The organism is Trueperella sp. LYQ143, assembly GCF_046599595.1.
Lineage (GTDB): Bacteria > Actinomycetota > Actinomycetes > Actinomycetales > Actinomycetaceae > Trueperella.
In genome coordinates this window covers 199720-216461 of record NZ_JBKIWR010000001.1, presented here as the reverse complement: position 1 = coordinate 216461, position 16742 = coordinate 199720, and the positions used below count along the sequence as shown (strand labels likewise).

General features: G+C 55.4%; 12 protein-coding genes. 4 read left to right on the top strand and 8 right to left on the bottom strand.

Going from position 1 to position 16742, the window contains the following annotated elements; genetic code table 11:
• Nucleotides 1-479 precede the first annotated feature (479 nt).
• Complete coding sequence (locus ACLHIL_RS00800) at nt 480-2513, top strand: glucose PTS transporter subunit IIA (RefSeq protein ID WP_411295959.1); 2034 nt, start codon at nt 480-482, stop codon at nt 2511-2513.
• 40 nt (nt 2514-2553) lie between these two features.
• On the top strand, nt 2554-3390 hold the full coding sequence (locus tag ACLHIL_RS00795) for a PRD domain-containing protein (RefSeq protein ID WP_411295958.1): 837 nt from the start codon (nt 2554-2556) through the stop codon (nt 3388-3390).
• Between the two features lie 207 nt (nt 3391-3597).
• On the opposite strand, the gene ACLHIL_RS00790 is transcribed toward ACLHIL_RS00795, so the two are convergent.
• The 8 genes from ACLHIL_RS00790 to ACLHIL_RS00755 all read right to left on the bottom strand — a co-directional run bounded on the left by ACLHIL_RS00790 (nt 3598) and on the right by ACLHIL_RS00755 (nt 14151).
• Complete coding sequence (locus ACLHIL_RS00790; protein ID WP_411295957.1) at nt 3598-5592, bottom strand: MFS transporter; 1995 nt, start codon at nt 5590-5592, stop codon at nt 3598-3600.
• A 436-nt stretch (nt 5593-6028) separates the two neighbouring features.
• Nucleotides 6029-6670, bottom strand: coding sequence for a transaldolase family protein (locus ACLHIL_RS00785; protein ID WP_411295956.1), 642 nt, complete (start codon nt 6668-6670; stop codon nt 6029-6031).
• Between the two features lie 3 nt (nt 6671-6673).
• Nucleotides 6674-7513, bottom strand: a complete 840-nt coding sequence (locus ACLHIL_RS00780) for a hypothetical protein (protein WP_411295955.1) — start codon at nt 7511-7513, stop codon at nt 6674-6676.
• On the bottom strand, nt 7503-9107 hold the full coding sequence (locus ACLHIL_RS00775; protein WP_411295954.1) for a xylulokinase: 1605 nt from the start codon (nt 9105-9107) through the stop codon (nt 7503-7505). The genes ACLHIL_RS00780 and ACLHIL_RS00775 overlap by 11 nt, the downstream gene beginning before the upstream one ends.
• A 3-nt stretch (nt 9108-9110) precedes the next feature.
• On the bottom strand, nt 9111-9725 hold the full coding sequence (locus tag ACLHIL_RS00770; protein WP_411295953.1) for an SIS domain-containing protein: 615 nt from the start codon (nt 9723-9725) through the stop codon (nt 9111-9113).
• Between the two features lie 17 nt (nt 9726-9742).
• On the bottom strand, nt 9743-11455 hold the full coding sequence (locus ACLHIL_RS00765) for a sugar ABC transporter ATP-binding protein (protein WP_411295952.1): 1713 nt from the start codon (nt 11453-11455) through the stop codon (nt 9743-9745).
• 219 nt (nt 11456-11674) lie between these two features.
• The gene (locus ACLHIL_RS00760; RefSeq protein WP_411295951.1) at nt 11675-12682 is read right to left on the bottom strand and encodes a substrate-binding domain-containing protein; all 1008 of its coding nucleotides are present in this window, start codon (nt 12680-12682) and stop codon (nt 11675-11677) included.
• 266 nt (nt 12683-12948) lie between these two features.
• The gene (locus ACLHIL_RS00755; protein WP_411295950.1) at nt 12949-14151 is read right to left on the bottom strand and encodes an ABC transporter permease; all 1203 of its coding nucleotides are present in this window, start codon (nt 14149-14151) and stop codon (nt 12949-12951) included.
• A 178-nt stretch (nt 14152-14329) separates the two neighbouring features.
• Between ACLHIL_RS00755 and ACLHIL_RS00750 the strand changes: the two genes are divergently transcribed.
• Nucleotides 14330-15310 (top strand): sugar-binding transcriptional regulator, encoded by a 981-nt coding sequence (locus ACLHIL_RS00750; protein WP_411295949.1) that lies wholly within the window; start codon nt 14330-14332, stop codon nt 15308-15310.
• 64 nt (nt 15311-15374) lie between these two features.
• Entirely contained in the window at nt 15375-16430 is a 1056-nt protein-coding gene (locus tag ACLHIL_RS00745; protein WP_411295948.1) for a S66 peptidase family protein, read from the top strand.
• Nucleotides 16431-16742 lie beyond the last annotated feature (312 nt).

Here is a 16742-nt window from a genome sequence, read left to right as displayed (position 1 = left end):
TTGCGGGTGCGGGTCCATTAGTTAGCGGTATGTGTGCCTGGTGCTAGAAAGCGGGCGTGATCTTCTAGTAAAGAGAGGTGTGGGGCTTACCTGCCTAGCTGCTGATCGTAGATCGCCCTCAGGTCAGCGAGTACCCCTTGCTCAGTTAAGGCATAGGGGCGGCGGTACTTTGCCGGTGCCGTGGCGCTGGCAGCTTGTTGCGTGGGGTGCTGGAGGGAAGATGCTGGTCAGATAGCTGCCGTATCTGGCGCTAAAAATACGAGGTCTAAATGTCTTGACACGATCTGTGGCAGGTGTTAAGTTCGTCGAGAACGAGGATTGTAACTCTATGGCAGAGGCAAGACCTGAGCACGCTTCGCGTGTCTCGGGTCTTTTTTTGTGCCTAAAGACGGGCACAAAGAATCTGGGCTATAACCCGATAGTCCAGGAATCTCGGCGGCAATGTTGCAAACCTATGCACCACAAGAATAGGAAAACGAATGTCCGTTACTTCGAACACTGATTGCGCTGGAGCAATCATTCGTGCCGTCGGCTCGGCAAGCAATATTAAGAGCCTGACGCACTGTGCAACTCGACTACGCTTCGAACTAGTTGACTCCGCTAAAGTTGACCAAGCGGCACTCGATGCCATCCCTGAGGTATTAGGAGGAGTCCCGCAAAGCGGTAACCGCTACCAGGTTATTATCGGTGGCGCGGTCCAAAGCGTCTTTAATCAGATCACCAACCATCCGGATTATCGGGGAGCGGGTGCGCTGTCAGACGCTGATATTAAAGCGCAAGCTCGCGCCAAGGCTAAGGGCAAGTTCCACGCAGTGGACGCCTTCTTCGAGTACCTGTCGGATTCTTTCCGTCCGATCCTGGGTGTTCTGCTCGGCGCCTCCTTGATTATTGCGTTCGCAGCCGTCATGGACGCCTTGGGCTACGTCGATTTCCGTTCTCCGGATAAGGCAGCAAGCTGGGTATTCGTCGATGCGATGTGGCGCAGCGTGTTCTACTTCCTGCCGATCATGATCGCCTACAACGCCGCAAAGAAACTCAATATTGATCCGTGGGTGGGCGGCGCTGCTATGGCAGCATTGATGACCCCCGAGTTCATGAAGCTCTCGGACGCCAAGCAGTTCACCGAGCTAGTGTGCTCGAAGAATGCCGTCCTGGGTACGGATGCGTGTACTGCTAAGATCTTTGGTCTGCCTATGCAGCTCAATGATTACGGTGGCAACGTGTTCGTGCCACTTATCATGGTGGCTATTTTGGCGGTGTTCTACAAGCTATTGAAGAAGATTTTCCCGTCGAACGTCCAGATGGTGTTCGTCCCCTTCTTCTCCTTGCTTATCATCATTCCGTTGACCGCTTTCCTCATTGGCCCGCTCGGCATCTGGCTCGGAAACGGCCTGGGCGCTGGCTTGGCCTGGATGAATACGCACGCTCCATTCGTCTTTGCGATCTTCATCCCGATGCTTTACCCGTTCCTCGTGCCACTGGGTCTGCACTGGCCGCTGAACGCACTCATGCTCATCAACATCGATACCCTCGGTTACGACTTCATCCAAGGCCCGATGGGCGCCTGGAACTTCGCCTGCTTCGGCGCAACTGCTGGTGTTCTCTTCTTGTCGATCCGCGATAAAGACGTCACCATGCGCCAGACGGCAATTGGTGCTCTGGCTGCCGGCCTCTTCGGCGGTATCTCCGAGCCATCCCTCTACGGTATCCACCTGCGCTTCAAGCGTATCTACCCGCGTATGCTGGTCGGCTGCTTCGCCGGTGGTCTGACGATTGCACTGCTCAGCTTGCCTTACCACGGGGTAAAGACGAATGCCTTTGTGTTCACCTCCTTGCTAACCATTCCGGTATTTAAGCCGATGTGGGTGTACGGCGTCTCTATTGCGGTGGCCTTCTTCACCGCAATGGCTCTGATCGTCATTTCTGGTTACCGCGATAAAGAAGAAGCGGCAGCGGCTGTCAACGGTGCAGGTAGCGTTCCTCCGGCTTCCCAGGGCGCTCAGAGTACCGTCAGTACTGTGCCAAGCAAAGCAAATGATGGTTCGCCAGATGCCGAGCCGACGAATGTGGTTCTCGCTCCGGTTAGCGGGGATGTGATTCCGGTTAGCGATGTCGCCGATCCGGTTTTTTCGACCAAGGTATTAGGTGACGGAGTGGGAATTACCCCCACTGGCTCCCAAATCCTTGCCCCGATTTCTGGTTCCCTAGTCTCCGTCACTGGAACAGGTCACGCCTTCGGTTTGAAATCCGATGACGGTATCGAGGTGCTCGTCCACGTCGGTATCGACACCGTTAAACTCAACGGAAAAGGTTTCGAGGTCTTGGTAACGCAAGGCAATCGCATCGCGGCCGGTGAGCCGTTGTGTAACGTTGATTTCGGGCTGATCGCCGCAGAAGGCTTCGACACCACAACGATCGTCACGGTTACGAACAGCGCTTCGCTGACGAGCGTGACGCCGTTACCGGCAACAAATGTCGCTGTCGGCGCTCCAGTTATCGACATCCAGCGCTAAACTTGCGAACAGATAACAAAAACGAGCCTGGATAAAGCGAATGAAGATCCTCCGAGTTTTCAACAACAATGTTGTTTTGGCCAGCGATGAGCAAGGCCAAGACGTCATTGCGACGGGTCGCGGTCTGGGATTCCAGGCCCGACCGGGGGATCTCGTCGATGAGACGAAACTGTTCCGGGTTTTCATTCCGATGGACGGCAGAGACTCTGACCACATGGCCCAGCTATTGTCAGATATCTCTGCCGACCATCTCTACATTATTGGCAATGCGCTCAAAGAAATTTGCGCTAGTGAGCGCATGCAGGCCAGCCCGACGTTAGTCGTGGCACTCGCCGACCACTTACAGTTCGCGCTAAAGCGGATCGAAACCGAGATGGTGGTGGAATACCCGCTGGAAGCTGAGGTTCGTCACCTCTATTCGCGCGAATACGCACAGGCTCGGCATCTGCTGGAGATCTTTAACCGTCATCTTCCCACGCCCCTTCCCGATAGTGAAGCGGTAGCAATTTCCTTACATCTCGTTAATGCGGGCTTTTCGAGTGGGGATTTATCGCAGACCTATCAGATGACCGGAGTTATCCAGCAGATGCTGTCTGTGGTGGAGGCGACCTGGGGAATGAGTTTTGATCCCAGTTCCGTCCACGTTGCGCGTTTCATTACTCATTTGCGCTATTTATTTGTGCGTATCACCCAACACCGGCAACTCGTCAGTGATCATTCGATATTGGCGCAAACCATTCAGGAAACCTACCCGCAGGCCTTCCAATGTGCACAACACCTTGGTGCGATTATGGAACTGCGGTTAGGGGCTGCGCTGACGGATGATGAATTGTCCTATTTAACCTTGCACGTTGCCCGATTGGCCTTTGATAAATAATTCCAGTTATTAAAAATGACGTTACCGCGACCCTGGTAGTGAAGCTGCCGGTTGTGGCGACCGCTGGGCTAGCAGGTGGGAGGATAAGCCGGCGTAGGCGGCGGATATACAAACCTGCACCGCAGTATAAATAAAGCGGTGCGGTGTGCCGGATAATGTCTGCCGGCACACCGCACCTGCTGCATTAACGGATAGTGCGATGCTGCTCTATGCCACGCTCACCATAGAACGCAGTAGTTCCGTCCGGTTGATCACGCCAACAAGTCGATCACCATCAGTAACCGGCACCTTCTTGACGTGGCGATCCGAGAGGGTTTCACACACCGTCTGCAAAGGCGCATCCTTATCGAGGGAGATAACCCGACGGAAAGCCAGATCCATAATCGGGATTTCCTTTAGCTCCGCGACTCGATCACTCATTGCCTTACCTTGTGCCCACAGTGCAAATACGTAGGCCATATTGATCTTGTCTTGAGATTCGCTGGAGAGTGCTCGCAGGATTGCCCCGTCGGTAACAAAGCCGACGAGTGCGCCGTTATCGTCAAGCACGGGCAGCCCAGAAGTGCGATGTGAGACCATGAGCGCCAAAACATCATAGGCCGTTGCCGACGCCGGAGCGTAGAACACGTCAGTTTCCATTACTGACGCTGCCGTGGAATAGGGAGCAAGACCAATAGATGTAGAAAGCTCATCAGAAGCGCTTGGCTGTGCAGAAACTGAGGCAGAGCCACTATTGCCCTCAGGTGAAATATGCACGACGTGCGAGGGGTGCTGTGTGTGAGAGGCTTGAGCGCCCCGAGATTCGGTACGAGCCAAGGCGAAGGTCAGCAGCAAGCCGACGAAAGTTAACGCGCAGGCCACCATACACGCAACGCGGAAACCATTCGCAGCAGCTACGGCAGCCGAACTGCTTGCCGCAGAACGCTGAGCCGCCATAGAAAAGACGCCCATAAACAACGACGAACCGAAACAGCCAGCCAACTGGAAACTCGTGCCGACGATTGTGGTGCCATGCGGATACTGGTGGGTATCCAAGCGAGATAAGGCAAAGGACTGCGAAGGCCCAAGCACTAACGCGCATCCGGCAATAGTGGGCGCATACAGTGCAATGAGCATTGCTGAAGTCGTCGATGCGCTGCTACGCGATAAGCCAAAGACGCACGCCACGATGACGATCATCCCCAGTGGGACCATGATACGCAGCCCATGCTTATCGAAGATCTTGCCCGCCACCGGAGCAAGCAGACACGAAACCAGGCAGGCGGGCAGCAAGGTCAGGGCGGCCTTCAACGGGCTAAAACCGAGAGCAGATTGCATAAAGACCGGCAGGATCATATTCATCGAGAACACCGTCATCAGTGCAATAACAACGACGAGAAGCCCCAAGTTGAATCCAGTAATACGGAACGGCGACAGGTGCAACAGTGGGTGAGCACAGGTGCGTTGCCGCAAGATAAAGGCTGCCAAGATGATGATTCCAAGGAGGAAAATAATTCCGCCGGTCAGAGCCTGACCAGAGAACAGGATGGACGCCCCGTACATCGTTCCAATAAGTCCAAGGGAGGCCAAAACCGTGGAGATCACATCCAGCGTGGGATTGCTCAACTCAGCAATATCCGTCACGGCAACCATGCTCAGGGCAATGACCAAACAGATCATGATGGCAAAAGCTACGAACAGACCATGCCAGGAGGTGAACTCCAAAATACCGCCAGCGGCAATTGGGCCAAAAGCTGGGCCGAGGGTCGTCATCGCTGAGACGATCCCCATGTATGTGCCGAGTTTTTGTGGCGGCGCAACCGCGAGAGTGAGATTCATGCCCAGCGGCACAATCATGCCAGTGCCAGCCGCCTGAATAACCCGTCCGAGAATGAGGATCGGATAGCTCGGAGCAAAAATCCCGATCACTGAACCGGCAAGCAGTAGCCCGAGAGAGGTGAGCATGAGCCGACGGGTGGGGTATTTGCGGTACAAAAATCCGGTTAACGGCACAGCCACGGCGGCCACCAGCATGTATGCGGTCGTCACCCATTGAACCGTCGCCTCGTTGATCGAAAACTCGCGCATAATCGGAGTTAGCGCAACATTGAGGAAGGTTTCATTAAAGGTGGCCAGGAAGCTGGAGGTGGCAACGGCTGCCAGGATAAGTCCAGGATGCGCGGTGCGTGGACGGTGCTGCGTGTGCGAAGCCGCATGGGTCATATAGCGTAGTTCTCCTTGTTACAAAGAAATAACGCCGCAGGTAACTACGACGTTAACGCGCAAAAATGCGCGCGTGGCACAACGTAGCATTTTTGTTTTGCGCTTCGTAAGTCAGCTATATGCCCTAAAGAAAAGCAGTTTTTCCGCTAAAAGACGCGGAATTTTCGGGATGAGGGCAAGGTAGAAAATGTGTTCTTCTTCATTTTCTATGGGGGTTGGGAGTTCGGAGTTCTTTGAGGCGCCGGGAATTGCTCGTAGGCGAGAGCTATTTTGAACGACGGCAAACTACTCGTGCCGCCAGCGAACATCGCGATATTTGTAGTAATTTGCAAATAATGCAAGGTGACTTTCAAACCGAGAACTGCATATCGTCAAGTACAGCGGTTCTTCACGCGAAATGCTGACTATTCTCTAATTATTCCAGTAGCACCCGCATTTACCAGCGAACATCGCGATCAAATCCCGCTAAGGCCGCCAAAGAATCTGGATTGTGGATAAGCTCGTGAGCAGTCTCCGGGCTGACGGTAAAATCACGAACTCCCCGCGCCGCTAAATCCCCAACAATATCGGCATTACGCAAACTAGCTGCTAACACACGTGTACTACTGCCACTTAAAATATCTGCCATCTTGCCGATCGTTACAACAGGGTCACGACCCATATCGCTGAGCCGCCCGGCATACGGTGCAATTCCCCAGCAGCCAAGTTCACAGGCAATAACTGCCTGCGCCGGATGATAGACCGCCGTCAGAAGAATAGGAGCGGGAAACTCCTCAGCAGTTAACGCCGCGATTGTCTCATAACCAATCGGCGCAGCCGGAATTTTAACAATGACGTTCGAGCCTAGCTGTGCAATATTGCGGGCATGCTGGCTCATCTCCAAGGCGCTACTCCCAACAGCTTGGAACATGATGATCTCTATATGCAGCTCATTCAACGCGGCATAGAGATCAGGGATTTCCCGCAGGTTGCGCCCCGCCCGAGCAAAGATGGTCGGATTCGTCGTCACACCGCGAAAAATCCCGCTCCGTTGTAAAGCAGTAATGGCCGCTATATCGGCGCTATCAATGAACAACATGGCTCACTCCAATCCCTGCAGCATTGCAACAACACGGGGGTACTGGCGCCCGACGACAACGCAGTGAACCCCATCCTGCTCTAGAGAACGTAACTGTGCCGGACCGATTCCACCATCAACACAGATCTCTTTCCCGTGGCATAACCCCTGCTGGCGCGCTCGCTCAATCTGCTGATACACCGCCGGGCAGAAGCGTTCGCCAGCCACTCCGGGCGCGACGGACATGAACAACAGTTTATCTGCCGCCTCGCAGTAGCTCGCCACGATAGCGAGATTCTCCGTGTCGAGAAGATCCGTCAGTTGCACAGCAATTCCCCACCGCGCATGCTCAAGCTCGGGAAGCGAGGCATGTGCCAGCAAATGCGGATGAACAATAATGCGGTCAACTCCCATATCGTCTAACTGGCAGGCGATACGGGCACTCTCATGGGTCATGACGTGGACTTCAAGAAAACCGGCAAACTGATTACGGATTTGCCGAACCTCAGTGATTGGCCAAGAACGCGCCGGAACGGCATGCCCATCCATAAGATCCAGATGGAGATGGCTGACCCCCAGTGCGGCATATTCCGCCAGAACCTCCCCCAGCGGGTCAGCTATACGGGCATAAAGCGAAGGCCAAATCTCCAGCTTCGCGTCTCCCTCTGGCTCCGGCTCGTCATCTCTGCGTGCCTCGTCGGTTATGCGTACGCCGATAGCCCCCGCCAGCTCGCCACCGTCTGCTGGTTTCTCACAGAAATCTGACGTAGCAACAGCCGGTATGCGATGAGCCACCGGCATTGAAGAAACCCGTGGCTGAAACTGAGACGGCTGCGCATTAACCGGCATGGGATTAACCGGCATGGGAAGCACCCTCGGAACAAAAAGCGACCGATAGCTCACAGGCGTGAAGATATGAAGAAAAGGCCTCAGGCCAGGGGAGCGCTCGCGGGTGAGTTCGCGTTTTCTCCTCAGGGGCATACTGACGGCACATCTGCGTCATGGATGTGCCATGCAGTACCGCCATAGCTTGCAGCGCCGCACCGCGCGCAGTTGCTTCGGGCACGTCAACGCTCGCAACCGTGCGTTGCAGATGATCGGCAAGGAGCTGGTGATAAGCAGCAGATCGGGCACCACCACCGACGGCCAATACGCGCCCATCCGTGGCAATACCGTGATTATTCATATTTCGTACCCCGCGCAATAGCCCAAAAATAACTCCCTCGAAAGCGGAACACGCCAGCTCGGCGCGGCCGGTATCGGAGGAAATTCCGGCTAATAAACCGCGTGCATTCGGGTATTGCGGAGAGCGTTCACCGCCAAAATATGCAGCCATCACCGGGCGTGGAGCGCTAATATCAGCCGCCAGTGCATATTGGCCAAGCTCGTCAACATCAACACCAAACAGTTGCGCTATATGGTCAGTAATAAGGGTGCAATTTAAGGTGCAGACGAGCGGTTGCCAGGTACCAGTTACGCTTGCAACACCATCTATCATGCCGGAGGGGTCAATAATCGGAGTATCGCTGATCGTAAAGACGACACCTGAGGTCCCTAAACTAAAGCACAGATCTCCAGGGGTTAAGCCGATTCCGGCGGCAGCTAAATGTTGATCTCCGCCGCCGGGAGCGAGGCGAACCCCGCGGCTCAAACCCAGCTCAGCGGCGGCATCGTCACTGACCGTCACGGAAATATTCTCGACAGAACGTATCTCAGGTAAAGTAACACGCTCAGCGATTTGCTTGGCCCACTGATCGGCTATTTCCTCAGTATTGTGGCTGGCCAGATGGTTTTCATCTGGTGGCAGGCAGGTGCGCACATCTTCGCGTTCAAGGTTGATACGCAATCCGGCACGCAAACACTGCGCGATGACCTCGCGGCGATATTCGTTGGCCCGTGAATCGAAATAGCCAGTGCCTGATGCTTCGGAACGATCACTAAAAAATTCTCCGCTGAGTCGGAAGTTCAGATAATCATGGGGCAGTAATATACGGGCAAGACGGTGGCAGGTATCGGGCTCATGAGCTGCTAAATAGGCGAGTTTGGCGACAGTAAATGCGGCCGTGGGGACGCTCCCGCAGATATTCGCCCAATAATCCGAGCCATATTCGCGAACAAGCTGTTGAATATATGGAGCGCCGGTCGTATCGTTCCAGAGCTTTGCCGGGCGAATAACCTCCTCGTGCGAATCGAGCGCGACAAGCCCGTGGCATTGCCCGCCCACCGCGATAGCGCTGATAGCGCGGGTATCAATACCATCAGCGCGCAGCCTGCTCAAACATTGGCTCAGGGCTGCCCACCACGAATGGGGATCTTGTTCTGAGCAAGGCGGAACGGCCCGTGCCAAGGGGATACGCGCCGATCCGACCACAGTAAAATCCTCGCTGCGTCGGGCTTCCACCGTAACCGATTGGGTGGAAGCATCCACCCCCAGCACCAGCGAACCTGGATTGCTCATGATTTAGCTCAGCTCCTTGCGTAGCTCATCGGCCCGTTTTCCCACCCCGCCAGCCGGATGCATATCAATAGAATCGCAGATATTCCACCCGCGTTCGGCCATGACTGCCCGCGCCACGCAATCTCCCCACAGGCTCGCAGTCAACGTCGATCCCATCCCAAGAACATTGCCCGGATCTGCCTGATCGGCAGTGTGAAGAGTGACGACAATATCGGCAACCTGCCCGAGGGAGGAATGAGTATTTTCGGTTACAGCCACAACCGCCACCCCCTTATGTTGCGCAGCCTGGCACAGTCGGACGAGTTCATCAGATTCCCCGCTCTTAGAAAACATGATGAGTAAATCCGTGGCTTGTAAGGCCCCCATCGTGCCATGCAGGGCGTCCATAGAGTGCATAAATAAGGCAGGTGAGCCGGATACGGATAACAGATGGGCCATGCGTCGGGCCACAAAAGATGAAGTGCCGGCGCCTGTGATAATAACTTTTCCGGCTAGGGCGATAATCCGACGGGCGATAGCAACAGTCGTATCGGTTAGCTGGTTAGCGACATCGCATAGAGATGCTGCTTCAATACGGGCAGCTTGCTGGGCAATCGCTAATAGTTCGTGGTCTTCCATAAGGATCGCGACCTTTCTTAATGGGTGGATGAGGCCAAGGGTGTGGGGGTTTCCGTCCACGACAACTCTCGGAGCGTGGCCTGCGTCATCGTGGAGGTGGGAACTGGGCCGTGAATGACTTTTCCACCAGCAAAGACGCAGACGGAATCGGATACCTCTAAGATCTCTTCTTCTTCGCTGGAGACGACAACGACGGCGAGCCCTTCTTGGTGGGCGAGTCGGCGCAAGAGGTGGTATATCTCGCCTTTGACGCCAATATCGACGCCTTTGGTGGGTTCGTCAAGCAATAAAATTCGAGGATTTTGCATGAGGGCGCGAGCCAGCAGCACTTTTTGCTGGTTGCCACCTGATAGGGAAACGATGGGCTGACGGGCATCGCCGCGTAATCCGAGTTCATTCAAGCGCTGCGAGGTGGCGTTACGCATTCGGCGGGTGTGTAGATAGAAATTAGTGGTGAACTGATTGAGCACAGGAAGTGCCGTGTTCTGGTAGGAATTCATTTGCGGCACAACACCGTCGTATTTTCGTTCTTCGGTGACGAAAGCTATGCCGTAGCGCATTGCATGCCGCGGGGTGCGTGGGCGGTAGGGCTGCCCAAAGACGCGGAATTCTCCGCCAGTGATTTTATCCAGACCAGCGATTGCCCGTAGGGTTTCTGAACGCCCCGAGCCGGAAAGCCCGTAGATGCCCAGGATTTCTCCGGCGCGAATATCTAGGTCAACTCCGTTCAGTGCTGGCGAAGTCACATGAGAAATCGCCATGGCTTGTTCTAAGGTGTCGCGCTGTGTGGGTGTGATCGTCCTGAGGTGTGTGCCGCTGCGAGATTGGGCATTTTCGCTGCCAGGTTCGGCGCTGCCGGCATGGGATGTAGCTATCGTGGTGTGGGATGTTGCTGCTTTGGTTTGAGATTCTGCCCCACTGCCATCACCGCCGGGTGCGCTCGCATTAGCGCGGGATTCGGCTTCACTAAGCGGATCTGTGGCATGATGGTCGGCCTGGGCATAAGCATGCCCGGCAATGGCGGCAACGACTTGGCGGCGATCAACGGTGGCTGCTGGGGCATCAATGACGACTTGCCCGTTCGTCAGGGCAACGATACGGTCAGCTACCCCGTATAACTCATCAAGTTTGTGGTTGACGATGAGAACCCCAATATTCTTATCGGTGGCCAGGTTTCGCACGTAGGAAAGTAAGTGGCTGACCTGCTCACCTTCTAGGGAGGTGGTTGGTTCATCCAGCAGCAGGTAGCGAGTTTGGCGTGAGGCAGCTATCGCGATTTCTAAGAGCTGGCGGGTCGCCATAGGGTAACTGGAGACTTTCCGGTCAACGTCAAGATCTAAGCCGAATTCTTGGATAATATCGCGTGCTTGTGCGCTCATGCGCCGCTTATCCAGGCCGCGTAGGGAGCTAATTTCTCGACCAAGAAAGACGTTTTGCGTCACGCTGAGATTGCCCAGTAGGGAAAGCTCCTGATAGACGGTGGACACTCCGTGGTGGAGGGCGTGGGCTGGGCTAGTGAAAGTGACCTCTTTGCCGTCAACGATCAAATGTCCCCCAGAGTGTTTGTGAGCGCCGGAGAAGATCTTGAGCAAGGTGGATTTTCCAGCGCCGTTGTGCCCAACTAATCCAAGGATCTCCCCGGGAGCTAGCGAGAGGCTCACCCCCATGAGAACGCGCACTCCGGAGTAATCTTTCGTGATGTCGATGGCTCTCAGTCCACGGGTGCTCATGGGGGTCACCTTTCTGTTATCTCTTGCGGTGTATCGGGTTCCGTAATGGGTATCTGGCATGTGGTGGCACGATCAAGGCTGTTGAAGGAGTGTTCCTCGCAGTGCCACCAACGAGCCGAGATGTTGCCGTTGCTCTGCAGGGTTGCGGCTTTCGCTTTGCTGCGGGACTTTAGCCCTGCAGGGCGCGGGCGGATAGGAGAATTGACGGGTAGGCGGCGATCAGCCCACTTCGCCGGGAGCAGGGGTCTGCCCCTTGACGTATGCCTTCAGCGGGCGCAGAATCTCAGATTCGATCTTTTCGCCGTTAACAAATTTGCGGATCTGTTCGACGACGCGCATGCCGTAATCTTTAGGTTCTTGGGCCACACAGCCGGGGTAGGTAGCCGTCAGCGGTAGTTCGGGGGCGCAGAAACCGTAAACTTTCACGTCGCGGCCGGAGGCTTGGACTGCTTCCAGTGCGCCTTGGGCTGCCGGGCCAGTGGAGGCGAAGATGGCGTTCATATCGGGGTTGCCCTGCAACATTTCCGAGGTGACGTTGAGGGAGTCGGTGACTTTGACGTTGCCGTCTACCTTGGCGACGATTTTTGCATTCGGATCGCTGGCGATTTTCTCAGAGAATCCTTCGTCGCGAATCACGACGGGCACTTCGTCTGGTTCGGTGACGAAACCGATATTGAGTTTTGCGTCTTTGCCAAAATCTGTGAGGATCTGTTCGGCAACTTGCTCTCCGCCGGCGCGGTTATCGGCCCCGAGGTACTGCATAATGCTGCCGCCCTGAGCTTGGAGGGCTTTGGAATCGACGAGAACGTTGACCGTAAAGACGGGAACTCCAGCGTCGTTGGCGGCTTTGACGATAGCTGCTGCGGGCTCAGATTTCACCGGATTGAGTGCCAGTGCGCAGGGTTTCTTTTGCAGGAGGGCTTCAGCCTGGGCGAGCTGCTGGGCATCATCGTCACCAGCGATTTGCACTTCAGCTTTGAAACCGTGGGTGGTGGCGGCTTCTTCGAAGCCTTCTTTCATTGCGACGTAGTACGGGTTCGTCTGATTGGGCAGTAGGACGGCGAGTAGGGCGCCATCTGCTTTGCACTGTTCGGGGACGCTGACCTCGCTGCTGGCTGCGCCGGTTTGTTCTTTATTGTTGCCGGTGCCGGTATCGACAGCGCCGCAGGCGGCGAGGCTGGCGAGGGCGAGGGCAGATGCGGATGCGGCGAATATGGTTTTGCGCATGTTTTCTCTCCTTGTAGGTGATGGTTCCGGTGCGGGGCACTCGGATGAGTCGCTATGTTGGTCGTATGAGGATTGGGTTGTGAGGAGGGGTGGTATCTGTTTTGGTAGTGCGGGATTATTTCCGTGATCGTTTCGCACTGGCTGGGAGAATGGTCGTTTCCCTTTGCCTTAGCTGCGGTTCGCCCTATCTCGTGCTATCTGAGCGTTTGTGGCGGTTCCGTAGTGCTTGGCATGGAAGCGTATGTGCCGATCTGGCCTAGTAGGCGTTATGTGCCGGGCGTTGGGGGTTGTGCCGGCGGGGTTTGTGTTGTGGAGTGGGTTTCGCGAGGCGTTGGTGTGCGCTGCGTTGTGGGTTGAAGCTGCGCCGAGTCGCCTGAGCGTTGTTGGGTTGATTCGGCAGCTTGTGAAACGAGAGCGAGTGACCGACTGCCGTTTGCTGACTGAGTGGATGAGTGGGAGGTAACTCCCGTGGATGGGGTGGTATCGGGTGCGGGGATTTCGGCGGAGGTGTTTTGCCCTCGTTTGCGTCGGGCGGTCAAAGCGGATTTGTTAGTGTCGATAGCTACTCCGAGGAGGATGATGACGCCGATGACGAGGGGCTGCCAGTAGGAATCGACCCCGATAACGTTCATGCCGTTGGAGACTTCTGCGATGAGTAGTGATCCGAGGAAAGCGCCCAGCACCGTGCCGATGCCACCGAATAGGGAGACGCCGCCTACAACAGCAGATGCGATGGAGTAGAACTGCTCTGTTCCAGATCCTGCGGTGGGGTAGCCGACCATGAGCCGAGAAGCGGTGATAATGCCGCCGAATGAGGCGCATACGCCGGAGATGACGTAGACCAAAACAGTGGTTCGGGCGATGTTGATGCCGGCGAGGCGGGCGGTTTCTTTATTGCCACCGACGGCATAGATCCGAACACCAGTAGCTGTTCGTGTTAGGAGCAGGCTGATGGCAATGGCGGCAACAATAACCATGATGATGGGGATGGGAATGTGAAAGAGGGAGCCTCTGCCAAAGAAAGCAAACATGGGGTCTTCGACGGTGATGGATTTTGCGTTCGTCAAAATTTTCGGGATGGACGCAGAAATGCCGAAGGTGGCAAAGGTGACGATGAAGGGTGGCATTTTGCCGTAGTGAACGGCAAGGCCGTTAAATAGCCCGACGACGATTCCGGTTGTTATGGCAAGGGCAGCTCCGGCCCACCAGGGGAGTCCGGCTTTCATGGCGAGGGCGGCGATCATTCCGGTGAGGGCGATATTGGAGCCGACAGATAGGTCAATTCCGCCGGTTAGCAGGACGCAGGTTTGCCCGAGTGCGAGGAATGTTACCACGCTGCCGTTGAGGAGGAGGACGCTCAGGTTTCCCGGGGTGCGAAATTGTGGGGACAGCAGACCCATGATGATTGCCACCAGGATAACAACACCGAAAACGCCTAGTTCTTGAGGTACTCGTCGGCGAGCCTTCATTTCGACTCCTTCGTTATGACGTGCAGCTTCATTGCTGTGGATTATCTAGAGCATAAGCTCGCTCACATCTAATGTCAACAATTGAGCAAATATATTACGCTCATTTGAGCGCTGTAGAATAGAAGATGCTACGTATAGTAAGTAGTTCCGCGCGTATCTTGTGGTCGAGGTGTGAGTTATGGAAGCAGATGATTCCCTAACGGAAGTGGCATTAATGGTTCAAGCCGCCCGTTCGTTTTATCTTCATGGGCAGAGCAAAATTGCCATTGCTGAGCATATGGGGATTTCTCGATTTAAGGTTGCACGGTTATTAGAGGCGGCGCGCGAACGCGGAATTGTTCGCTTTGAAGTCGTTGATCCGACGGTGCAAGCTGAAGATCTGCATCGCTATCTAGCGCAAAACCTACAGGTGGAAAAGGTTATCCTGGTTCCCGATCCCGCAGGGCCAGATGAGCTGCGCGAAGAACTGGGGCGAGCCGCTGCCGGATTTCTCGGGGCATACGTGCGTGGTGGAATGAGTATTGGGGTGTCCTGGGGGCGCACCCTGGCATGTATCGGGCGTTACCTCCCACTACTTCCCCCCATTAATTTGGTGCAACTGACGGGCATGTTGGAAGCAGATGCTCAGCAGTCGCCCTTGCGTATCATCGCGTCCATTGCGGATAACCGCCCGTATCGCACTTTCGCCTTAGCTGCGCCGATGTTTGCCTCCAGTGCTCAACTGGCAGAGCGCTTGCGCAGAGAGCCCAGTACAGTGCAGGTAATGGAGCGTTATGACAGTCTCGATGTTGCCCTGCTGTCGGTTGGTTCGTGGACGGAGCGTATCACGCAGCTTGATAAAGTGCTGCCAGCAGCCGATGTGGCAGAACTAGATCGGGCGCAAGTCGTGGCGGATTGTGCTGGATTGTTTTTCGCCTCCGATGGGACGGCGGTTAAGACGGCATTAGGGCGTCGGCGCATTTCCGTCAGTGTTGAGCAGCTACGCCATACTCGGCAGGTTGTGGCGGTCGCTGGCGGGGTGGAAAAAGCTCAGGCTATCTTGGCAATGGTTCGCTCGGGAGTGATAAATACGCTGGTGACGACCACGGCCACGGCCGCCCGCATCGTCCAACTTGATAAACTCGACAGGGCGCAAAAGAAGTCACCAGAACGAGCCTAACGGCTGTTTGTGGCGGTCTGTATTGCGTTATGGGCGTGTGGTTAAGGTGGGGATGAGATAGATAATGGGCGAGGTACTGGCGAGTTCCTGCGGCAGGGTAACTACTCAGAAAGATAAACGCATTGCAGTGCTTTCTCCGGCAATGGCAGGGCCGGCATACGGGCTGCGTGTGCATGAGCAAGCCGTTCGTCGTTTGCAGGAGATAACTGGTTGTGAGGTTGTGGAGTTTCCGACGACTCGAATGTTGCAAGCTCCTGCTGCTCAGCGAGCGCATGACGTCAATATGGCTTTTGCCGATCCGGCGATCACGGCAATTATGACCAGCGTGGGCGGCAGCGATCAGATCACCATTTTGCCTTATCTTGATGCGCAGATTATTCAGGAAAATCCGAAACCGTTTTTCGGCTATTCGGATAACACTCATTTGCTTAACTGGCTGTGGCGCCACGGGATTCCATCAATCTATGGTGGTTCGACGCAGGTGCAGATTGGGCCTGGCCCGCAGGTGGATTCCTGGCATGAGCAGTGTTTGCGCAGTGCGCTCGCTGGTGTAGATCTGGTGTTGGAAAATCCTGGTGAGAGTGAAGATCATGGTCATGATTGGGCTGATCCGCGAGCGCTGACGGAGTATGGTGTGCGCCAGCAGGTTGGCCCGTGGCAATGGGCTGGATCCTCGCGCCCGATTCGTGCGCGCACCTGGGGTGGGTGTGTCCAGGTTTTGCAGGAGATCTTTCTGGCCGATCATGCTCCGGTGGATGCGGAGTTGGATGGGGCAATTTTGTTGCTGGAATTTTCCGATGATCTGATGGAGCCGCTTGCTTTCGGCTATTTCTTGCGGGCTTTGGGGGAACGTGGTTTGCTGGAGCGATTTTCTGGGGTGATGTTGGCGCGCGTTCCGGCAACGACCTTGGATTACCAGCCGACGCTTGCGGAGCAGGAGCGGTACCGACGGGCGATGGATGAGGTTCTTGTGGGGGCGTGCCAGCGTTATGCTCCCGATGCGGTCATTTGCCTGGGTGTGCCGTTCGGGCATACGCGCCCGCAACTTCTGCTTCCGTATGGCGGGGAGGTGACGCTCGATCCGCGGGCGCAACAGGTGTGTGCACATTACAGGCGCTAACTGTTTGGGGTGTTGAATGGTCGCGAATAGCCTGTCTTGTGTAGTGGTTAATAGCAAAACTCTTGGCGGAATGGCGGATAGCGTGCGTAGGGGTCTTATGGTGTGCGGTGCTCTACTGTGGCCTATGTGTGGTGCTGGAGCCCCTCTTTGATATGCCTGGGAGAAGGCGATGAGTTCTCCGGATGGTGAAGCAGTGAATCTCATTTGCGTATTTCTTATGTGATGTGCTGGGTGTGCCGTGTGGTCGGGGCTAGTTGCTGCTGTTCATATCGGCGGCGACGCAGGTGGCGTCGGGAATAAATTGTGTGCTGT